The organism is Haemophilus parainfluenzae ATCC 33392 (assembly GCF_031191205.1).
Classification (GTDB): Bacteria; Pseudomonadota; Gammaproteobacteria; order Enterobacterales; family Pasteurellaceae; genus Haemophilus_D; species Haemophilus_D parainfluenzae.
The window spans coordinates 337,679-357,546 of record NZ_CP133470.1; the positions used below are offsets into that span (position 1 = coordinate 337,679).

At 38.6% G+C, this 19,868-nt stretch carries 21 protein-coding genes and 5 tRNA genes; 17 read left to right on the forward strand and 9 right to left on the reverse strand.

Annotated features, from left to right (window positions below):
• Nucleotides 1–52 precede the first annotated feature (52 nt).
• The 8 genes from purN (at nt 53) to mtgA (ending at nt 6,255) form a co-directional block, all read left to right on the forward strand.
• Nucleotides 53–691 (forward strand): phosphoribosylglycinamide formyltransferase, encoded by a 639-nt coding sequence (purN, locus tag RDV53_RS01625; protein WP_005696730.1) that lies wholly within the window; start codon nt 53–55, stop codon nt 689–691.
• 111 nt (nt 692–802) lie between these two features.
• Nucleotides 803–1,558, forward strand: a complete 756-nt coding sequence (locus RDV53_RS01630; protein WP_005696731.1) for a hypothetical protein — start codon at nt 803–805, stop codon at nt 1,556–1,558.
• A 1-nt stretch (nt 1,559) separates the two neighbouring features.
• Nucleotides 1,560–2,114 (forward strand): septation protein A, encoded by a 555-nt coding sequence (locus tag RDV53_RS01635; RefSeq protein WP_005696732.1) that lies wholly within the window; start codon nt 1,560–1,562, stop codon nt 2,112–2,114.
• Entirely contained in the window at nt 2,114–2,578 is a 465-nt protein-coding gene (gene yciA, locus RDV53_RS01640) for an acyl-CoA thioester hydrolase YciA (protein ID WP_005696734.1), read from the forward strand. The genes RDV53_RS01635 and yciA overlap by 1 nt, the downstream gene beginning before the upstream one ends.
• 11 nt (nt 2,579–2,589) lie before the next feature.
• Nucleotides 2,590–2,886, forward strand: a complete 297-nt coding sequence (locus RDV53_RS01645; RefSeq protein WP_032822619.1) for a YciI family protein — start codon at nt 2,590–2,592, stop codon at nt 2,884–2,886.
• Nucleotides 2,887–2,952: 66 nt separating this feature from the next.
• Nucleotides 2,953–5,190 (forward strand): transglycosylase SLT domain-containing protein, encoded by a 2,238-nt coding sequence (locus tag RDV53_RS01650; protein WP_032822618.1) that lies wholly within the window; start codon nt 2,953–2,955, stop codon nt 5,188–5,190.
• Between the two features lie 32 nt (nt 5,191–5,222).
• Complete coding sequence (gene trpR, locus RDV53_RS01655; RefSeq protein ID WP_005696738.1) at nt 5,223–5,531, forward strand: trp operon repressor; 309 nt, start codon at nt 5,223–5,225, stop codon at nt 5,529–5,531.
• Complete coding sequence (gene mtgA / locus RDV53_RS01660; RefSeq protein ID WP_005696740.1) at nt 5,509–6,255, forward strand: monofunctional biosynthetic peptidoglycan transglycosylase; 747 nt, start codon at nt 5,509–5,511, stop codon at nt 6,253–6,255. The genes trpR and mtgA overlap by 23 nt, the downstream gene beginning before the upstream one ends.
• 56 nt (nt 6,256–6,311) lie before the next feature.
• Here mtgA and RDV53_RS01665 read toward each other — a convergent pair.
• Both RDV53_RS01665 and gltX read right to left on the reverse strand, forming a co-directional pair.
• Nucleotides 6,312–6,387 (reverse strand) — tRNA-Ala (locus RDV53_RS01665).
• An 80-nt stretch (nt 6,388–6,467) separates the two neighbouring features.
• Entirely contained in the window at nt 6,468–7,910 is a 1,443-nt protein-coding gene (gltX, locus tag RDV53_RS01670) for a glutamate--tRNA ligase (protein ID WP_005696742.1), read from the reverse strand.
• Between the two features lie 172 nt (nt 7,911–8,082).
• On the opposite strand from gltX, the gene RDV53_RS01675 reads away from it, so the two are divergent.
• The 4 genes from RDV53_RS01675 (at nt 8,083) to RDV53_RS01690 (ending at nt 8,536) form a co-directional block, all read left to right on the forward strand.
• Nucleotides 8,083–8,158: transfer RNA gene (locus RDV53_RS01675), tRNA-Val, on the forward strand.
• A 44-nt stretch (nt 8,159–8,202) separates the two neighbouring features.
• Nucleotides 8,203–8,278 (forward strand) — tRNA-Val (locus RDV53_RS01680).
• A gap of 59 nt (nt 8,279–8,337) precedes the next feature.
• Nucleotides 8,338–8,413 (forward strand) — tRNA-Val (locus RDV53_RS01685).
• A gap of 47 nt (nt 8,414–8,460) precedes the next feature.
• A tRNA-Val gene (locus RDV53_RS01690) sits at nt 8,461–8,536 on the forward strand.
• Between the two features lie 118 nt (nt 8,537–8,654).
• Here the strand turns inward: RDV53_RS01690 and RDV53_RS01695 are convergent.
• The 3 genes from RDV53_RS01695 to RDV53_RS01705 all read right to left on the reverse strand — a co-directional run bounded on the left by RDV53_RS01695 (nt 8,655) and on the right by RDV53_RS01705 (nt 11,800).
• A complete protein-coding gene (locus RDV53_RS01695; RefSeq protein ID WP_005696743.1) occupies nt 8,655–9,647 on the reverse strand; it encodes an amidohydrolase family protein in 993 nt (330 codons plus the stop codon).
• 190 nt (nt 9,648–9,837) lie between these two features.
• Complete coding sequence (locus RDV53_RS01700) at nt 9,838–11,580, reverse strand: DUF3413 domain-containing protein (RefSeq protein WP_005696744.1); 1,743 nt, start codon at nt 11,578–11,580, stop codon at nt 9,838–9,840.
• A gap of 1 nt (nt 11,581) precedes the next feature.
• On the reverse strand, nt 11,582–11,800 hold the full coding sequence (locus tag RDV53_RS01705; RefSeq protein ID WP_005696746.1) for a YejL family protein: 219 nt from the start codon (nt 11,798–11,800) through the stop codon (nt 11,582–11,584).
• A gap of 139 nt (nt 11,801–11,939) precedes the next feature.
• On the opposite strand from RDV53_RS01705, the gene yejK reads away from it, so the two are divergent.
• The 4 genes from yejK (at nt 11,940) to cpxA (ending at nt 15,606) form a co-directional block, all read left to right on the forward strand.
• The gene (gene yejK, locus RDV53_RS01710) at nt 11,940–12,956 is read left to right on the forward strand and encodes a nucleoid-associated protein YejK (protein ID WP_005696747.1); all 1,017 of its coding nucleotides are present in this window, start codon (nt 11,940–11,942) and stop codon (nt 12,954–12,956) included.
• 62 nt (nt 12,957–13,018) lie between these two features.
• Nucleotides 13,019–13,432, forward strand: a complete 414-nt coding sequence (bamE, locus tag RDV53_RS01715) for an outer membrane protein assembly factor BamE (protein WP_005696748.1) — start codon at nt 13,019–13,021, stop codon at nt 13,430–13,432.
• A gap of 63 nt (nt 13,433–13,495) precedes the next feature.
• Nucleotides 13,496–14,203, forward strand: coding sequence for a response regulator (locus tag RDV53_RS01720; RefSeq protein WP_005696750.1), 708 nt, complete (start codon nt 13,496–13,498; stop codon nt 14,201–14,203).
• Nucleotides 14,203–15,606, forward strand: coding sequence for an envelope stress sensor histidine kinase CpxA (gene cpxA / locus RDV53_RS01725; protein ID WP_005696751.1), 1,404 nt, complete (start codon nt 14,203–14,205; stop codon nt 15,604–15,606). Before RDV53_RS01720 ends, cpxA begins: the two co-directional genes overlap by 1 nt.
• Before the next feature lie 35 nt (nt 15,607–15,641).
• On the opposite strand, the gene RDV53_RS01730 is transcribed toward cpxA, so the two are convergent.
• Both RDV53_RS01730 and RDV53_RS01735 read right to left on the reverse strand, forming a co-directional pair.
• The gene (locus RDV53_RS01730) at nt 15,642–17,810 is read right to left on the reverse strand and encodes a heavy metal translocating P-type ATPase (RefSeq protein WP_005696753.1); all 2,169 of its coding nucleotides are present in this window, start codon (nt 17,808–17,810) and stop codon (nt 15,642–15,644) included.
• Nucleotides 17,797–18,006, reverse strand: coding sequence for a heavy-metal-associated domain-containing protein (locus RDV53_RS01735; RefSeq protein ID WP_005696754.1), 210 nt, complete (start codon nt 18,004–18,006; stop codon nt 17,797–17,799). The genes RDV53_RS01730 and RDV53_RS01735 overlap by 14 nt, the downstream gene beginning before the upstream one ends.
• An 80-nt stretch (nt 18,007–18,086) precedes the next feature.
• Here RDV53_RS01735 and cueR point away from each other — a divergent pair, with 80 nt between their 5' ends.
• Complete coding sequence (gene cueR, locus RDV53_RS01740; protein WP_005696755.1) at nt 18,087–18,473, forward strand: Cu(I)-responsive transcriptional regulator; 387 nt, start codon at nt 18,087–18,089, stop codon at nt 18,471–18,473.
• A gap of 2 nt (nt 18,474–18,475) precedes the next feature.
• Here cueR and metJ read toward each other — a convergent pair whose 3' ends face one another.
• Together metJ and galU are read right to left on the reverse strand one after the other, a co-directional pair.
• Nucleotides 18,476–18,793, reverse strand: a complete 318-nt coding sequence (metJ, locus tag RDV53_RS01745; RefSeq protein WP_005696757.1) for a met regulon transcriptional regulator MetJ — start codon at nt 18,791–18,793, stop codon at nt 18,476–18,478.
• 131 nt (nt 18,794–18,924) lie between these two features.
• The gene (gene galU / locus RDV53_RS01750) at nt 18,925–19,812 is read right to left on the reverse strand and encodes a UTP--glucose-1-phosphate uridylyltransferase GalU (RefSeq protein ID WP_005696758.1); all 888 of its coding nucleotides are present in this window, start codon (nt 19,810–19,812) and stop codon (nt 18,925–18,927) included.
• Between the last annotated feature and the right edge of the window lie 56 nt (nt 19,813–19,868).

The window sequence follows — 19,868 nt, forward strand, 5'->3', positions numbered from 1 at the left end:
CAGGGCGAAAATTTCAGAATGAAAGGTTCGCCCTTCTTTTATGTAGTATAATATGAAAAAAATTGCCGTCCTGATTTCAGGGCAAGGATCAAATCTTCAAGCGATAATTGAGGCTTGTCAAACTGGGTTTATTCCAGGAAAGGTCGTGACTGTCATCAGTAATAAAATTGATTCATTTGGCTTAGAACGCGCTGAAAGTGCGGGCATTCCTAGCCGAGTTTTTTTGCACCAAGATTTTAGTTCCAATCCCGCTATGGATAAGGCTATAGGGGATTATTTAGACGCTCTCAATATTGATCTCATTGTGTTAGCCGGTTACATGAAAATCTTAACCAAGCCATTCACACAACGTTTTACTGGGAAAATTTTAAATATTCATCCTTCCCTTCTGCCAAAATATCCTGGGTTACATACTTATCAAAGAGCACTTGAGAATGGCGACAGCGAACACGGTACAACTGTGCATTTTGTCAATGAAGAGATCGATGGTGGTGCCATTGTGTTACAAGCTAAAGTGCCTATTTTCCCTGGTGATACCGTCGAGGAAATTGAACTTCGTACGCGTGAACAGGAATATAATATTTATCCTTTAGTGATTAAATGGTTTATTGAAGAGCGATTAAAACTGATTGAAAATCAAGCTTATTTAGATGGTAAGTTGCTACCGCCTAATGGCTATGCTTATGAATAAAACGATATTCTCTCTTGAAAATGGTAAATGAAATCACCATTAAATAACCTGATTTTATGAAAAAAACAATAAACCCTGTATAATCGGGGTTTTATTATTGTGGGATATAGTATGCAAATTAATTTTACTCAGATTTTTCAAGATAGCCTCAACTTTATGCGTAATCAGCGAAAAACCGTGCTGATTTTCATTGGTATTTTCGTCATCTCACAATTGATTAATGCACTAGTCAGTGTCCCAATGCCGAGTTTGGGTGATAATCCTAATCCATCACAACAGGATATTATTGATGCATTGAGCAAAGTGGAGCCAACTGCACTGATTGGATCTTTTTTATTCCAACAATTATTGATGTCTTTTATTGCGACCTTCGGTATTGCAACCATTCATCATATTAGTCTGCAAAATGAAAATCCGATTAATCAAGGTCTCATGCTTACATTGCGTCGTTTTTTAGGTGTGGTCGTTTTAGATATTTTTATGAGCTTGCCACTTCTCTTTGGCATAGCGGATGTCATGAGCTCATTTTTAAGCAAAAATGCCCTCTCCCCTCTAGCCTTTGTTTCAATGGTATTTGGTTTATTTTTCTTTGTTCGCCTATGCTTATCGCCTGTGCATTACATTGCCGCAAATCAATCTATCGGGCAAAGTGCTTTACAGGTGTGGCGTGCAGGTATTAAACGTAATGGCGTATTAATTATTTATGCCTTGCTCACTTATTTACTTCTTCCTTTAGTGGTGAATACCATTGGTGCAATCTTGGGTTCATCATTTTTAAGTGCTATCGTTGGTATCTTGGTTGCATTATTTCAAATGTTTATTTTGGTATTTACTTACCGTTTTTACAGCTTATTTATGAAGGCATAATATGAAGCAACTTCTTGAATTTATTCCTCTTGTTCTCTTTTTCATCACCTACAAAATGTTTGGGGTGCGTGAAGCAGCTATTGTCTTAGTGATCGCGACCATCATTCAGATGGTTGTACTAAAACTGAAATATGGCGTGATTGAGAAACAACAAAAAATCATGGCGATTGCTGTCGTCTTTTTTGGTTTGCTCACTGCCTATTTCAATGAAATCAAATACCTACAATGGAAAGTCACGATTATTAATGCCTTATTTGCCATTGTTTTATTGGTTGCACAATTCCAATTCAATACGCCACTGGTAAAAAAGTTATTAGGCAAAGAAATCCAATTACCGGATAATGTGTGGAACAAATTGAATTTAGGCTGGGCAGGATTTTTCATTCTGTGTATGCTTGTAAATATTTATATCAGCCAAAATATGTCTGAAGATGTTTGGGTTGATTTCAAATCTTTTGGTTTACTTGGTATGACCTTTGTTGCAACAATCGTCAGCGGCGCTTATATTTACCGTTACTTACCTAAAGATGATCAAAAAAATGATGGGGAAAAATAATGATTTCAAATCTTACTGATAAAGAAGGTCGTCAATCTAAAGGCATATTATTACTACGTACCCTAGCGATGCCTTCAGATACCAACGCCAATGGCGATATTTTCGGTGGCTGGATTATGTCCCAAATGGATATGGGCGGAGCAATTCTTGCCAAAGAAATCGCTCATGGCCGTGTGGTCACTGTTGCCGTAGAAAGTATGAATTTCATCAAACCTATCGCTGTCGGTGACGTGGTATGTTGTTATGGTCAATGCCTCAGCGTGGGACGTTCTTCTATTAAAATCAAGGTAGAAGTATGGGTGAAAAAAGTTGCCAGTGAACCAATTGGGGAACGTTACTGCGTGACAGATGCCGTATTTACCTTTGTCGCGGTTGGGAAAGACGGTAAATCCCGCGCTATTCCACGTGAAGGTAATCTTGAACTAGAACGTGCATTAGCCTCTATCGAAGAATTAAATTGTTAAAAGGATAAATGATGTATTACGTGATTTTTGCCCAAGATCTTCCTGGCAGTTTAGAAAAACGTCTTTCAGTACGTGAGCAGCATCTTGCTCGTTTAAAACAATTACAAGCAGAAGGTCGTTTATTAACAGCCGGTCCCAATCCTGCCATTGACGATGAAAATCCAGGCGAAGCTGGCTTTACCGGCTCGACAGTGATTGCTCAATTCGAAAGCCTGTCGGCAGCAAAAGACTGGGCGGCACAAGATCCTTATGTTGAAGCTGGCGTTTACGGTGATGTGATTGTGAAGCCTTTCAAAAAAGTTTTCTAAATAAAACGAACTCTACACTCAAAGACGGATCTAAATATCCGTCTTTCTCTTTATATGGAATCTCCTATGCGAGCACTTAAACACACGACAATTTCGTTATTAATTTTAACCGCACTTTCAGGCTCAGCTTTGGCTAATCAGCATGCCCATAAAAGCAAAAATGAAACAGCGCCACAAATTAACCTTGCAGAAGAACAAGCCAAATGGGCACAACAACAGCACGCTCATGAATTAAAGCTGATTGAACAACGTGCAACTTTTCTACAATTAGAGTCGCTCCTAAAAAGTGCGGTCAAAAATAATCATGTTTCTAATAATGCAAAATTATTCCTTGGGCTTATTGATTCTTTAAAAGGTTATCCATTGCAAACTGATGCTATAGCGGCTTATTTAGATGCACGTATAAAAACCGTTAATCGCGATACGCCTCGTGAAGAAGTGAATGCATTGCGAACAGACATTGAACAATTTATTCAACAGCACGCCTCTCATTTTCTACGCGGAAAATTAGAACAAAGCATTTTTACATTATTAACCAATGCTGAAGATACTCAAGCACTCGCCAAACTCACACCTAATAATTTGGAAACACAAATTGCCGTGCTTACAGCTAAATATCAAATAGAGGCAGCCAATACCAGTCAGACGACAGAAAATCAATCAAACGACAAGAATAAATCGGCTATTTTGTCTGAATATGAACAACTTTGGCTCAATAATGCTGAACTACCTAATGATGCTCAGCTATGGGCGGCTTGGTATTCACAAGGTGGACGCACTGAAGAGAAGATCTATCAAAAAGCGGAAATGCTCTTCAGTAAAAATAATGCGAAAGGATTAGAAATACTCGCTAAAGAGTTAGAAAAAATTGAGAACGCTAAAAAAGATGAGCAAATAGCCGCTCATTTAGCGCTCTATCAGGATCTCTTAAAAAATCCAGCAAATTTGAAAATGCTCGCTGAGAGCCTGCCATTAATTGATGGTAATACGAATAAAATCACCAATAAATTTGTCGTAGTGCTAGGTTTTGCTCGTTATTTGCGGACCATTCCAGAAAATATGAATGAGCCAACATTCACCCCTTACGAGCAGTGGGCGAAGACTTGGCAATTAAACGAAGCTGAATTACGTGATTGGAAAATCGCCTTTATTAACCGTTTCTTTGATAATGAAAGTCCTAATTTTGTGCAATGGCGCGATCAAGAACTTCTCAAACTCAATGCAGATAATCTCATTGAACGTCGTTTGCGTACGGCTATTTGGCAAAAAACGGATTTATTAGGTTGGTTGAATGCCCTTTCAGATGAAGCGAAGCAAAAACAAGAATGGCGTTATTGGATGGGGAAAACACTCGAAAAAGAGAATGTCACAAAAGCCAAAGAAATATTCTCTGAATTAAGCAACGAACGCGGATTCTACCCAATGTTAGCGACAGCAAAATTATATCCTGAAAATCGTGGCGCAGGATATGATTTCGGTCAAGCAGAATTATATGTCGCGCGGAGTATTTCCGATCCCTACTGGGCACATGAATATAAAAAATTTCAACCAGAGCTCGCAGAAATTGCTGAATTACGTCAATTAGATCGATTAGGCGCTGCCAAACAACGTTGGCGTTTTCTGTTAGAAAAATTATCGCAAGAAGAACAACTACAGATTGCTTTAAGCCAATATGCGAATGAACAAAATTGGTTTGAATTAGGTGTGGATGGGTCGATTATTGCGAAAGCATGGGATTATATCGGATTACGTTTACCAAATGCTTACAGTCAATATTTTGATATCGCCCTCAGCAATGTGAATCTCAGCGCAACGGAACCTCAAGCTATTGTGGATAATCGTGTAACCAAAACTTTTGCCATGGCCATTGCTCGCCAAGAAAGTGCGTGGAATCCAATGGCACAATCTTCCGCAAATGCTCGGGGATTAATGCAGCTATTACCAAGTACCGCGCAAAAAACGGCAGAAAATCAGCAACTTCCTTATAACGGTGAGTTAGATTTATTCAAACCGCTTAATAATATTTTACTCGGTACGGCTCACTTAAATGAGCTGAATGCTAAATATCCAAACAATCGCATTTTGATCGCCTCTGCCTATAATGCGGGAGCAAGCCGTGTAGAAAAATGGCTTGCGAGAGCAAATGGCAAATTGACTATGGATGAATTTATTGCGTCCATTCCATTCTTTGAAACTCGGGGGTATGTTCAAAACGTATTAACTTACGATTTTTACTATCAAAACCTACAAGACAAAGAAAAATTACAAACCTTTAGCAAAGAGGAATACGATCGGCTATACTAGTCGCACTAGTTTAATAGTATAGGGTTGTTGATATGTATATTAGTCGCAATTTAGAACAATGGAATGCTTTCCTCGCAACCTTGCAAACTGCGTTTGAACAAGGGAAAGCGCAAGATTTCTTAACGCTTCTGCTCACGCCAGATGAGCGCGATGCAGTAGGATTACGTTTACAAATCGTGGCCCAGTTATTGGATAAAAATCTCTCCCAACGAGAGATTCAACAGAATCTCAATACCAGTGCGGCAACCATTACGCGTGGTTCTAATATGCTCAAAACAATGGATCCGGATTTTATAAACTGGGTGAAAAGCCAACTCGATGAGCAAGCTGCAAAAAACTAAGCGAATTCTGACCGCTCTTTTACCTCTTTTTCGCCCCTCTTGGTGGAAAAAAAATTGGCAACGGGTTGCGTGGCGTTTCTCTCTCGCAATCCTGGCGTTTTTCATTTGTTTTCGCTTTATCCCTGTTCCCTTCTCTGCCTATATGGTACAGCAAAAAATCGGGCACTTATTACAGTTAGATTTTAGCTATTCAATCAAATATGATTGGGTGAGCCTTGATGAAATCTCACCGAATATGCAGCTTGCGGTGATTGCCGCTGAAGATCAAAAATTCCCCCACCACTGGGGCTTTGATTTTGAGGCAATTCAAAAGGCCTTTAAATTTAATGAAAAATCTCGCCGAACCCGAGGTGCCTCAACGATTTCTCAACAAACTGCGAAAAACCTCGTTCTCTGGCATGGACAAAGCTGGTTTCGCAAAGGATTGGAAGTTCCCACAACGGCATTAATGGAAATCTTTTGGTCCAAAGAACGGATTTTAGAAGTGTATTTAAACATCGCAGAATTTGGTAATGGTATCTTTGGTGTGGAAGCTGCCAGCCGTTATTATTTCAAAAAATCGGCGAAGAATTTAACTCAATCCGAAGCAGCATTACTCGCTGCGGTTTTACCAAACCCTATCATCTATAAAGTAAATAAGCCTAGTGCATTAGTTCGTAAAAAACAAAGTTGGATTATGGGACAAATGAATGGATTGGGCTTGAATTATCTAAAAGAAATGTAGATTTCCATAAAGAAAAAAACCTTGAAACTCACTTTTAAGTTTCAAGGTTTTAAATTTGGTGGAGATAATCGGGATCGAACCGACGACCTCTTGAATGCCATTCAAGCGCTCTCCCAACTGAGCTATATCCCCAAATAACGCAAGCTATGATAAATTTCGGCTGATAAACTGTCAATATTGAAATAATCAAATCCCGCTTATCAGCCTAAATATTAAGCGTTTTGAGATTTAATAAAATCAATGGCACGTTGGATACGCGCTAACACACGTTCACGACCGATACCCACTAATGTCACATCCATAGAAGGTGATTGGCCTGAGCCTGTTACTGCCACGCGTAATGGCATCCCGACTTTACCCATCCCTACTTCTAATTCTGCTGCGGTTTGTTCAATCGCTTCATGAGTAGAATGTAAATCCCAGCTAGAAAGTGCGGTCAATTTTTCTTTTACTTTTTCAAGTGGTTCAATTGCCGCTGCTTTAAAGTGTTTCTTCACCGCTGCTTCATCAAAACTCTCAAACTCTTCAAAGAAATAACGGCTTGCTGATGCCATTTCTTTTAAAGTTTTGCAACGTTCGGCAAGCATTGTCACGATTTCAGTTAACGCTGGACCATTTGAAGTATCAACACCTTGATCTTTATAGTGCCATGCTAGGTGTTTTGCCACATATTCAGATGGTAATTCACGAATATAATGGTGATTTAACCACAATAATTTTTCCGTGTTAAATGCACTTGCTGATTTACTCACATGATCTAAGTCGAAGTATTTAATCATTTCTTCACGTGTAAAGATCTCTTGGTCACCATGGCCCCAACCTAAACGAACAAGATAGTTAATTAAGGCTTCAGGTAAATAACCGTCATCACGATATTGCATTACACTTACCGCCCCATGACGTTTGGAGAGTTTTTGGCCATCATCACCATTAATCATAGAAACGTGCGCATATACTGGAATTGGTGCGCCTAACGCTTTTAAGATATTAATTTGACGCGGAGTGTTGTTAATGTGGTCTTCACCACGTACAACGTGAGTAATACCCATATCCCAGTCATCTACCACCACACAGAAGTTGTATGTTGGTGAACCGTCGGTACGACGAATAATTAAATCATCTAATTCGCTGTTGCTGATTTCAATACGACCACGCACCGCATCATCAAACACGACTGAACCTTCTGTTGGGTTTTTAAAACGTACTACGTGTGGCTCATCGGCTGCATGATTGTGATCATGTAAACAATGACGGTCATAACGTGGTTTTTCTTTGTTTTGCTCTTGTGTATGGCGTAATTCTTCTAAGCGTTCTTTAGAGCAATAGCAACGATAAGCCAAGCCTTGTTCAATCATTTCATCAATCACTTGATTGTAACGATCAAAGCGTTTGGTTTGATAATAAGGACCATGTTCCCAAGCAAGGTTTAACCACTCCATCCCTTCAATGATTGCCGCCGTTGCTTCCGGTGTAGAACGCTCTAAATCAGTATCTTCAATACGTAGTACAAACTCACCGTTGTTATGTTTTGCAAATAACCAAGAATAAAGGGCTGTACGTGCACCGCCTACGTGCAAATAACCTGTCGGGCTTGGGGCAAAACGCGTACGTACTTTGACATTCGGATCTAATTCAAAAGGAGGATCAATTTTCATTTTCTTAATAACCTATTCATTTACAAAAATTACCCTTATTTTACTACGACTTGCGTGAGTTCTAAATAAAAAATCTGATTTTATGCCTATTTTTGCAACAACTAGACGCTTTTTCATAAAAATATATTGACTGAAATCTCATTATACTTATAATGCCAATCCACAACATTAAGGGCGATTAGCTCAGTTGGGAGAGCACCTCCCTTACAAGGAGGGGGTCACTGGTTCGAGACCGGTATCGCCCACCACTTTTTCCAAAGTTGGCTTTAATGTTGTAAAAGTTTGACCAAGCGGGCGATTAGCTCAGTTGGGAGAGCACCTCCCTTACAAGGAGGGGGTCACTGGTTCGAGACCGGTATCGCCCACCACTTTTCTAAAGTGTTCTTTCCGCTCAAACTTTCCCATTATTTAAACGCTTTTCTTATGTGGGCGATTAGCTCAGTTGGGAGAGCACCTCCCTTACAAGGAGGGGGTCACTGGTTCGAGACCGGTATCGCCCACCACTTAATTTTAGTGTTTAAATAAATCCGAATACCTTTTCAGGTGCATCGGGCGATTAGCTCAGTTGGGAGAGCACCTCCCTTACAAGGAGGGGGTCACTGGTTCGAGACCGGTATCGCCCACCACTTTTCTTAAAACCCTTATTTAAATCACTCAAATTAACATTAATTCTGTTTTATCTTATAAATACAAACGGTCACAAAACGTTTCATTTTATGACCGCACTTTCATTAAATTTTTAGATTAAACCGGCTCTAAACCTAACACTTTACGTCCATTGATACTGGCAATATCAACCATTGCATCAAGATGAGGGAAACGACAGCCCGCAGCAAGTAAACTTAGTTCTTGCCATAAATCCCCTTCACAAAGGGGCACCATGTAATCACAGATATTATCCGTACCTAACGCGACTGTAATCCCTTCTGGAATCATTTCATCTGCCGGTGTCAACGCATTATGGAAAGGCATCAAATCTTCTTTTCGGTTACTATCAATCCAGGCCATTGGGCAAGCAATCATCATCATTTTTGCCTGACGCATTTTTTCATAAAGTTTATAACGATATTCTCTGCTATGTGCACCGATAGAAATACCATGGATCGCTACGACTCGACCTTCCATTCCATGTTCAATAGTTTTATCGCAAAGTTGTTCTGTTTCTTTTTCTTTCGGAGAGTTGAATTGATCCACATGCACATGGCACATAATGCCGCGAGATTTAGCTGCATCAAGTAAAATATCCATTGCTTCAAGGCCGCGACCATAATCAAGCTCATCGCGATAAGGTAAGCCTCCAATCATATCCACCATATCAGAGCCAATATCAAACCATTTGCGTGCTTCTGGCTCAATCACCCCTTTTAAGGTCTGATTCGCAAATTTCAAAATAATGTCATGCTTATAAACTTCGCGAGCTTTGTGTGCGGCAATAATGGCTCGGTCTTCACAAATCGGGTCGATATCCACAAAAGTCCCAAATGCCGTCACCCCTTGGGAAATCATCAATTCAATCGATTGACAGAAACGGGCGTAATAATCATCAACACTTGATGTACGTTTAACTTCATCTACTAAATCCCATTTTTGTTGAAGATTACTGTTGTGATAAATGCCAATTTTTTCAGGTGTCATTGTAAAAGCACGATCTGCGTGAGCATGGGCGTTAACCCAGCCACCTTTTTTAATAATTTCGTCTCGAATAAACGTTTTAAAACTACGAACGTGATTTCTCATAATAACTCCACCAAAAAAGAAAGGAAAAGAGAGACGAGAAGTGTATTAATTGAAAAGCAAACCCAATAAGGATCGGGTCTATTGTGAATTGTTTGCAATGTTATGAAAAATTCGCAGATTTTAATTAATAACATCTTTTCAGTCTTTCAACTGAGTGCAAAGTATAAGATTTTAAGCACAAAAAAGCTATCTATTTATTGACAAAAGAACGCTCTTGTTTGAAGACATCTAAGAACAAGCCGAGTGGTGGGCGGCTTGAAGATTGTTCAGTATAAGTGCGGTCAAATTTCTTATAGTTTCCTTTGCGATCAATATGATACTGTGTGCCATCCGGCTGAATAATGACATTCCAACGGAAATTCGACGCCAACACCCAAGGATCACCATTAAGCTCAAATAAATTGCGACCTTGTGCATAATCCGAAATTGGATTTTTCACTTTAAAGATCGATAACATCAATGCTGGCAATAAATCGGTATGGCTTGTTAATTTTGTCACTTCTTGTACCGGCAAATCTTTCCAGTAAACAATAAACGGCACTTGGATTTCATCACGACCAAAATAGTTTTCTTGTGCTTTTTCATCCAGTTTATTAAACGTTGTACCATGCTCTGCCGTAATAATAACAATCGTATTATCTAAAGAAACTGATGCTAAAGTAGCATCAATTTGTTGATCAATCTCCGCAAGCGATTTGGTGTAATTTTCTTCCGTTTGATCCACAATATCTAAATCCACATAAGCAAACCAAGGCTTATCCTCTTTTAAGAGAGATAAAACGCTATTTATCGCTTCTTTTGGTGAGGAGGCTTTCACTTTAGGTAATTTCACATTACGGAATAAGGCTTGTTTAAACAAGCTGTCTTTAAATGCCGTAGACGAATAAGCGACAAATTGATATTTCTCATCTTGTAGTTTTTTAATTAATACCGACGGTGTATGATTACTCAAAATACTGTCCGTATAATTTGCATTCAGTCCATAGAATAAACCGACTAAGCCGGCATTGTTCGTATTGCCGCTACTGTAATGATTTGTAAATTGAGTAGAGCTTGTGGCAAACTCAAATAATTTAGGCATTTTCTCGCTAGTTAGCGCATCATAACGTAAGCCTGAAACGGTAATCACGAGAATATTTGGTTTGTTTTCAACTTGCTCAAACTGAAGATCTTTTTTCGGATAATCAATTTTTAATGCATCCAAACGCCCTTCTTGCTCTAAACGCTGTGAGTATGTTTCCGCATTAATAAACCCTTGTTTTTCCAAAAATGTTCGTGCGGTCATTGGATAAGAAAGCGGGAAGTTTGAACGCTGCATAGTAATCGGACGATATAAAAATGCATCCGCCCAAGCGTAAATTAAGTGTGTCGCGACAAACGTGGAAGTCAGAACTAATCCCACTTTCTTCAGCCATTTCTGACGCTCTAAACTACGTAATTTTTCCCAACTCCAACGGGAGAAAAGCATTTGGATTAGCAAAATAATCGGCATTGGCGCAAAGAAAATTTGCCAATCTCTTGAAAGATCACCCTTTTCAGGATTTACTAATAAATTCCAAACGATAGAAGAAAGGTGAATATTAAAACGGTTAAAAACTTCCGTGTCAAACAGCAATAATGTAGTGCAAATTGTCGCTATAATCACCGTTAGTCCACGGAAAGTACGGTGATTTTTGATGATGAAACTCAGCGGAAATATAACCAGTAAATACAAGGCAAAAACACAAAAACTGAAATGCCCTAATAAGCTAATAAAGAAATAAATTTTGCCGAGTAAAGTATCTGGCCAGTCAATGAGAAAGGCATAACGACTACCAATAAGAATTGCGATAATAATGTTAAAAAAAGCAAACCAGTGTCCCCACGAAATTTTTCGTGAGGTTTCTTCACGGTATTCACGTCCGTTAAATTTGCTCTTTTTAAACCAAAACATTTTATTTTATTTTTACCGAATTCATTAGAGAGTTGGCAAAGGCTTGTGCTAATGCTTCACGCTGTACGGCTGGTACGCTAGTGGTTAATAAATTACTGGCCATATTGCCTAAAGCGATAAGAGAAAGATCAACGGGCGCTTTGTGAGTTTCAAGCACGCTAATCATGTCATTAATGATGGCATTAACTTGCCCATCGGAATACTTTGAATGTTGAGCCATTTGGAATGTTTAAGCCTGTTTCTAAATACAAAAAACTTCTCATATCATACCCGATAATTTGTCCAATCTGAATAATTTCTTTTTTCTTGCTTAAAAAGTGCGGTTATAATTTAAGGTAAATTTTACGAAGGAAAAAATTATGAGCATTACGGTTAATCAAATCGTGCTACATCAACTAGTTAAGCACGCTGAAAATGAAACCACTATGATGGAAAGCGTGTTGCGTGATGAACTTCTCACTATTACGCCAGAAGTCGAACAAATGATGTTGCAACTACATCAAGGATATCAAAATAAAGGTAAAGCATTTGGTGTCTTCCAAGAAAATTCCATTTTCGCACAAGATCTGAATCGTTTATTAGAAAATGAAATCAATTTTTTAAATTTCAGCCAACAATCCACAAAATTATTAGCGCAAGAATTGGGCAAATATAATTTTGCTGATAGTGGCACACTAATCCTATGTCAATACAACTTTTTAGCAACTGACTACCTATTCATCGCACTATTAGATAGTCGTATCAGCATGTTAGTTGACGAAAATCTTGAAATTCGCCGTACGGAATACTTAGATATCACACAATTTGATATTGCTGCACGTATAAACCTAACGGATTTGCAAGTAAACGCAAACTCAAACCGCTACCTTACTTTTATTAAAGGTCGTGTTGGCCGTAAAATCAGTGACTTCTTTATGGATTTCTTGGGGGCGGAAGAAGGTTTAAATCCACAAGTTCAAAACCAATGCTTATTACAAGCAGTAAGTGACTACTGTGAACAGGGTGAATTGAATAAAGAACAAACTCAAGCAGTGAAAAAACAGGTATTTGAATACTGTAAAGGTCAATTAGCAAGCGGTGATGAAATTGCCTTAACTGAACTTTCAGCGAATTTACCTACTCTAAACGAGCGCCCTTTTGTTACCTTTACAGAAGAGCAAGATTACGGCTTGGAAGAAACAATTCCGCCAGTACGCTCAGCCTTAAAAACATTAACGAAATTTTCAGGTTCAGGTAAGGGGGTAACATTAAGTTTTGATGCGGATTTATTGAATAACCGTATTGAATGGGATCCACTCACAGATACTTTAACAATCAAAGGGATACCACCAAATCTGAAAGATCAACTTCAAAAAGCATTAAAGTGCGATAATTAATTTGGCAAGATCATAAAGTTTCGGTATCATTCGACATAACTTTGCAGTAAAAGGTAAAAAATATGCAATTAAGAACATTTTTAGGTGTAGTTGTTTTAGCATTAAGTTTAACTTCTTGCTCAACGGTACAAAAAGTCGTTTATCGTATTGATGTTCCACAAGGTAACTATTTAGAAGCATCGACGGTAGCACAAGTAAAACCGGGCATGACAGCGCAACAAGTACAATATTTACTTGGCACACCGGTTTTAATTGATCCTTATAGTAACTTAACTTGGTATTACGTATTCTTACAACAACACTCTTACCAAAAACCTGAACAACACACATTTACGGTAAAATTTGATCAAAACGGTTTAGTAAGCAGTGCTGAATTAGATAAACCATTACCTGAAGTAGCAAAACAAGACGAAAATAATACGATCATCAGCACTCCTGAAAATACAGGTAAGAAAAGCTGGTGGAAATTCTGGTAATAATTAAAAAACAAAACCTGCTTGCAACATCAAGCAGGTTCGTTGTATTACAAGGTAATAAAAATGTCAAAAATTCTATTAGTCGATGATGATATTGAGCTAACTGATTTGCTTGCAGAAGTATTAAGACTGACAGGTTTTGAAATCGAGGTCGCCAATAACGGCCAAGAAGCATTAGATAAACTAAATGCAAGCCACCAGTTAGTTTTATTGGATGTAATGATGCCTGTTTTAAACGGCATTGAAACGCTCAAGAAAATTCGCCAAATATCGAATATTCCAGTAATGATGCTCACCGCTCGGGGAGAAGAAATTGATCGAGTATTAGGACTTGAACTAGGTGCTGACGATTATCTTCCTAAACCATTTAACGATCGAGAATTAGTTGCTCGTATAAAAGCAATTTTACGTAGAGTAGGCTCTTCTGAACTTGACTCACAATCAGATCAAATATCATCAAAAGAAGACAAGACAATAGAATTTGATGAATTAATACTACATCCTGGAATTCAACAAGCCTCTTACCAGGGTATTGATTTATCTTTGACTGGCTCTGAATTTGCCCTGCTATATAAATTGGCTCTAAACCCTGGACAAATTATTTCTAGAGAAGAACTCAGTGTAAATGTTCTAGGAAAAAATTTATCTCCTTTTGATCGCTCAATTGATATGCATATGTCAAACTTACGCAAAAAACTTCCTGAAAGAAAAAATGGTATGCCATGGCTAAAAACATTACGTGGTCGTGGTTATTTATTGGTTTGTGAATAATGTATACAACAAAACTTAGTTTAAACCGTTTAACCATACGTACATTCTCCGTTTTCTGGATTGCGTTGTTTGTAATGACGACTCTTCTAGTCATTCTTCCTTATTTCGATGGACATTTATATTCTGAGCTTGATGATAATGAAATAGCCACTTATCAACAAAAACTCGTTGAGTCTATTCGAAATAATAAAATTAAAGGACTTCTAGCGGGTGTTCCTGTTCTTCCTACAGATAAATTTGACTCAGCACGCCCAGTTTTAATTACACCAAATAAAGAAGTATTTGGTGCACTAGGAGAAGAAAAAACACATATCCTTCAATTTTTTGATGAATCAACTAACTTTACTATTCCACAAAGAAAAACCTTCAGAGATATCCAAATTGCAGGTCCCTTTAAAGTATATATAGGCGATGCTGAAGAAGCCTCTGAGCTCTTTTTTATATCAAGAGTTAACGGGCAGCAAGAAGTATTACGCTATATGCTAAACCATCCATGGGTACTACTACTCATGACCCTAATTATTACAACTCCCTTACTTTGGTGGTTTACTTATACAATTGTTAAGCCTATCACCAAGCTACAAAAAGCCGCTAATAGTGTTGCACTGGGTGATTTCAAGGTAGATAACGAACTAGCTAATCAAGGCCCTTCTGAACTACGAGAGGTCGGACAAAGCTTTAACAAAATGTCCATTGCTATTAATAATTTAATCTCTAACCAACATAATTTACTTTCATCTATTTCACATGAATTAAAAACCCCGTTAACCAGATTACAACTCTCTACAGCACTTATTCGTCACAAAGTAGGTAATATAGATGCTGTTGAAAGAATTGAAAAAGAAATATCAAGAATGGATAAAATGATTAGTGAGCTACTCCTCATTTCTCGTCAAAAAATGCATTCTCAAATGGAGCATAATCTATTTACAATCGATCATCTTTGGACTGACGTTATCAAAGATGCATTATTTGAAGCAGAGCAACGTAAAATAATTTGTGATGTCAATATTTCAATTTTACACCCAGAACAACACACCATTTATGGTAATTTAAGACTACTCACAAGTGCTATTGAAAATATTATTCGTAACGCATTAAAATATACTAAAAACAGAATTTTTCTGACTATTTCCTTGCATAGAAATGTGCAAGAGAATGATTATGTTCAAATCCGAGTTGAGGACAATGGACTTGGTTTGCCACCTGAAGAATTTGAAAAAATTTTCAAGCCATTTTATCGTGTTGATGAAACAAGAACTAGAGCTACTGGTGGGACCGGATTAGGTTTAACTATCGTTGCTAATGTAGTTAATGAGCATCAAGGAAAGGTCTGGGCTGAACAAAGTAATTTAGGTGGGCTTGCTGTCACGATTCAACTTCCATTATGGAAACAAAGTTAATTCAAACAAGGCGATATTTTCATATCGCCTTGTTCTTATTTAATTTTCACTCTTTTTAATCTCAGTGCATTAGACAGAACCGAAAGTGAGCTCATCGCCATCGCTGCACCAGCCAAGACAGGGCTTAAATAACCCAATGCTGCAAGTGGAATACCTAACACATTATAAATCAAAGCAAAGAATAAATTTTGTTTAATATTCTTTAATGTTGCTCGGGAAATCATTAATCCATCAACTAACTGATTAACCGAATGCTGCATGAGTGTCGCCGATGCAGTTTGCTCTGCAACATCAGAACCCGATTTCATCGCAAAGCTTACGTTAGCCATCGCTAATGCGGGCGCATCATTTACACCATCACCAACCATTGCAACCACTTTTCCTTGCTGACGTAATGTTTCAACATAGGCCGCTTTGTCACGTGGACTACAATTACCCCGTGCGGTTTTCACACCAACTTGCTGAGCAACATAATCAACGACAGATTGCTGATCGCCACTCATTATCACCACATCAATATTATGTTGATGTAAGCGTTGAATCGCTTGCAAACTATCCCCTTTTAGACTATCAGCTAATGCAAAGGCACCGATTGGACTGTTATCCACGGATACCGCAACAATACTCGCAATTTGCCAAATTTGAGGCATATTATCTGGTAAGGTTAATTCACAATAAGCCGGCTTACCGACTTTAACCAAACCTATTCCATCAATATGAGCTGAGATGCCCTGCCCCACTTCTGAATGAACTGAAAGTGCGGTCGGAATTTCAAGTGATTTTTCCTGCGTCGCCAAGACAATCGCTTTAGCTAAAGGGTGATTGGCGTTTTGTTCAACGGAAGCCGCAATGCGATATAAATCATCCTCAGAATAGACCGCACTTTGTGGTTGCCAAACAGCGGCTATTTTGAGCTCTCCCTGAGTTAGCGTTCCAGTTTTGTCTAATACCACCGTATCCACATGGGCTGCCTCTTCCATAGATGCCGCATCCTTAAACCAAATCCCTGCATTGACTGCTTTTCCCATACCGACCATTATGGCAGCAGGTGTGGCAAGTCCTAACGCACAAGGACAGGCAATGACTAACACGGCAACAGAATGAATTAAGGCGGTTACCCAATCCCCTTTTATCCACCAGGTTAATCCAAATGTTATCGCAGAAAGTAATAACACGGCAGGTACAAATACTGCAGCGACTTTATCAGCAAAACGAGCAATCGGTGCCTTTGTACCTTGTGCCTCAGAGAGCGCTTTCATCATATCGCCCAATAGGGTTTGCTGACCAAGTTGATTGGCTCGATAGATAAGGCTACCTTGTGTCACCATTGCCCCCGCAAGCACAGGACTTTGAGACATTTTTTCTAATGGTTGAGATTCACCGGTTAAATGACTCTCATCGCACCAACCACTCCCCTGTTCAACTACGCCATCAGCTGCAATACGTTCACCTTGATTAGCCCGTAAAATATCGCCTATTTTTACTTGGTTAAGAGGCATCGTTTCCCAACGATTTTCACGTTGAACACTGACTTGTTTTGGGGTGAGTTGTAATAATAGCCCTAAACTGTTTAAGCTTTGTTTCTTCGTTCTTTCCTCAAGAAATTTCCCAAGACTGACAAAACCGATAACCATCACCGAGGCTTCAAAATAAACATGAGATGCGCCATCATGCCCCATTGACTGATGATAAAACAGCATAAAGACCGAATAAAGATAAATCGCCAACGTACCAGTACTCACCAGTACATCCATATTGGCTAAACCACCTCGAATACTCCCTATCGCACCTTTATAAAAAGGAATGGCTAACCCAAGTTGCACAATGCTTGCAAGAACAAATTGCCACATTGGCGGCATCATCCAAGAATGATGATTAAACATCATCCCGATCATTCCGATTAAAAAAGGAATGTTAATGAAAAAAAGCAACCATAAACGTGGGCTAATCTTCGTTTCATTAGATGCGCTAGGCAATACATTTTGCTTTAGAATGCCATTAAATCCAGCCTTTTGAATAATGGTTAAAATATCTTGTTCTGAAGCCTGAGATGAATCAAATACGACATGCGCTTCCTCCGCAGCGAAATTCACACCAGCTTCAGAGACAAAATCTTTTCGATTCAACACCTTTTCAATCCGGTTAGCACAGGACTGACAGGTCATCCCCTCGATTTGAATGGCTATTTTTTTATTCTGTTGCATCGAAACCTGCGTCTTCAATTGTTTCAATTAATTGTGGAATACTGACCGCACTTTCATCAAAGGTAACCACTGCTTTACCATCATCAAGTGTTACAACAGCTTTTTCTACGCCATTAAGTTCTTCCAATACTCGAGTGACGCTTTTCACACAACCACCACAAGTCATTCCTGTTACATGTAATGTAATTGATTTCATATTTACTCCTTAATTATTGATATAGATTGAAATTAGGCTTACTATAAACCTTAACATAAGGTTAAGGTCAAGGATTTTTTATGAACATTAGTGAAGTAGCAAAATTAGTCGGTTTATCAAGCAAACAAATTCGGGATTATGAGAAGTCCGGCTTATTAAAGCCAGCACAGCGAAGCCTTTCTGGTTATCGCCATTATGAAGAAAAGGATTTAGAACGACTACGTTTTATTCGTCACTCTCGAGATGTAGGGTTTTCACTCCAACAAATTCACCAGCTTTTGCAATTACAGGATAATCCCAATCGCAGTAGCCGAGAAGTTAAAGCACTCACGACGCAGCATATTAAAACATTGAATGAGCAAATTCATCACTTGCAAAAAATGGTAGAGGAATTGGAGCGATGGTATAACGCTTGTCAGGGCAATGACTGCCCTGAATGCAGTATTTTGGAAGGGTTAAAAGGATAAAATTAATATTCCCAGCTTTCAGGATCGATGCCTAAATCACGCATAATCTCTTTGGCATTTTCAGGAATCTCATCATGGCGTTCTTTCATTAAATCTGCATCAGTCGGTAATGGCTGACCAGTAAAAGCATGCAAGAATGCCTCACAAAGCAATTCACTATTTGTTGCATGGCGCAAACTTTTTAACTGACGACGAGTACGCTCATTTGTCAGAATTTCCAATACTTTAATCGGAATAGAAACTGTAATTTTTTTGACTTGTTCGCTCTTTTTGCCATGTTCTGCATAAGGGCTAATATATTTGCCATCCCAATTTGCCATAATGCACCTTAAATAACCTGATAATTTGTCTGTATTTTAATGAAAAATAAGCAAAATAACAATCTAGACGGCTAAAAGTATAGCAATCTAGATAAGATAAATAAAAACCACCTTTCGGTGGTTTCAATCAATTATAAGGTTTTTGCAAGATCTTTTAGGAAAGCTTTAAACTCTTTGCCTAATTTATCATGACGAAGACCATATTCTACAAAAGCTTCCATATAGCCAATCTTATCACCACAGTCAAAGCTTCTTCCAGTCATATGGAATGCTTCAACGATCTCTTTCTCTATAAGCATATCGATCGCATCCGTTAATTGGATTTCATCCCCCACACCAACAGGTGTTCTTTCTAATAAATCCCAGATTTCAGCAGAGAATACATAACGACCTACAACCGCAAGATTTGATGGTGCCTCTTCAACAGAGGGTTTTTCAACAATGCTGTTAATTTTGACGCTATCACCACCTTTTAACTCTACGCCACCACAATCAGCAATACCATAGCTACTCACTTCATCAGCGGAAACAGGCGCTACCATAATTTGGCTCGCTTTGGTTTCTTTGAAACGTTTAATCATCGCAGAAAGATTTTCTTTCTTTTGATTTGCCGTAAAATCCGCTAAAAGCACATCAGGTAAAACCACTGCAAATGGTTCGTTTCCAACGACAGGACGACCACATAACACCGCATGACCTAAACCTTTAGCATTGCCTTGACGAACATGCATAATAGTTACATCTTTAGGGCAAATAGAACGAACCTCTTCCAAAAGTTGACGCTTAACACGTTTCTCAAGCATGGTTTCCAACTCAAAAGACGTATCAAAGTGGTTTTCAATTGCATTTTTAGAAGAATGTGTGACTAACACGATTTCTTTAATTCCTGCTGCGACACACTCATTCACAACATATTGAATCAGTGGTTTATCCACAAGCGTTAACATTTCTTTTGGAATCGCTTTTGTTGCGGGTAACATTCGAGTACCTAAACCTGCTACGGGAATAATGACTTTCATTGATTTTCCTTTTTATTTAAATATGGAATGACCACACTTCTCTGAAAAAGTGCGGT

Coding starts and splice junctions, on each gene's coding strand:
- purN (WP_005696730.1), top strand. CDS start 53: ATGAAAAAAATTGCCGTCCTGATTTCAGGGCAAGGATCAAATCTTCAA.
- RDV53_RS01630 (WP_005696731.1), top strand. CDS start 803: ATGCAAATTAATTTTACTCAGATTTTTCAAGATAGCCTCAACTTTATG.
- RDV53_RS01635 (WP_005696732.1), top strand. CDS start 1,560: ATGAAGCAACTTCTTGAATTTATTCCTCTTGTTCTCTTTTTCATCACC.
- yciA (WP_005696734.1), top strand. CDS start 2,114: ATGATTTCAAATCTTACTGATAAAGAAGGTCGTCAATCTAAAGGCATA.
- RDV53_RS01645 (WP_032822619.1), top strand. CDS start 2,590: ATGTATTACGTGATTTTTGCCCAAGATCTTCCTGGCAGTTTAGAAAAA.
- RDV53_RS01650 (WP_032822618.1), top strand. CDS start 2,953: ATGCGAGCACTTAAACACACGACAATTTCGTTATTAATTTTAACCGCA.
- trpR (WP_005696738.1), top strand. CDS start 5,223: ATGTATATTAGTCGCAATTTAGAACAATGGAATGCTTTCCTCGCAACC.
- mtgA (WP_005696740.1), top strand. CDS start 5,509: ATGAGCAAGCTGCAAAAAACTAAGCGAATTCTGACCGCTCTTTTACCT.
- gltX (WP_005696742.1), bottom strand. CDS start 7,910: ATGAAAATTGATCCTCCTTTTGAATTAGATCCGAATGTCAAAGTACGT.
- RDV53_RS01695 (WP_005696743.1), bottom strand. CDS start 9,647: ATGAGAAATCACGTTCGTAGTTTTAAAACGTTTATTCGAGACGAAATT.
- RDV53_RS01700 (WP_005696744.1), bottom strand. CDS start 11,580: ATGTTTTGGTTTAAAAAGAGCAAATTTAACGGACGTGAATACCGTGAA.
- RDV53_RS01705 (WP_005696746.1), bottom strand. CDS start 11,800: ATGGCTCAACATTCAAAGTATTCCGATGGGCAAGTTAATGCCATCATT.
- yejK (WP_005696747.1), top strand. CDS start 11,940: ATGAGCATTACGGTTAATCAAATCGTGCTACATCAACTAGTTAAGCAC.
- bamE (WP_005696748.1), top strand. CDS start 13,019: ATGCAATTAAGAACATTTTTAGGTGTAGTTGTTTTAGCATTAAGTTTA.
- RDV53_RS01720 (WP_005696750.1), top strand. CDS start 13,496: ATGTCAAAAATTCTATTAGTCGATGATGATATTGAGCTAACTGATTTG.
- cpxA (WP_005696751.1), top strand. CDS start 14,203: ATGTATACAACAAAACTTAGTTTAAACCGTTTAACCATACGTACATTC.
- RDV53_RS01730 (WP_005696753.1), bottom strand. CDS start 17,810: ATGCAACAGAATAAAAAAATAGCCATTCAAATCGAGGGGATGACCTGT.
- RDV53_RS01735 (WP_005696754.1), bottom strand. CDS start 18,006: ATGAAATCAATTACATTACATGTAACAGGAATGACTTGTGGTGGTTGT.
- cueR (WP_005696755.1), top strand. CDS start 18,087: ATGAACATTAGTGAAGTAGCAAAATTAGTCGGTTTATCAAGCAAACAA.
- metJ (WP_005696757.1), bottom strand. CDS start 18,793: ATGGCAAATTGGGATGGCAAATATATTAGCCCTTATGCAGAACATGGC.
- galU (WP_005696758.1), bottom strand. CDS start 19,812: ATGAAAGTCATTATTCCCGTAGCAGGTTTAGGTACTCGAATGTTACCC.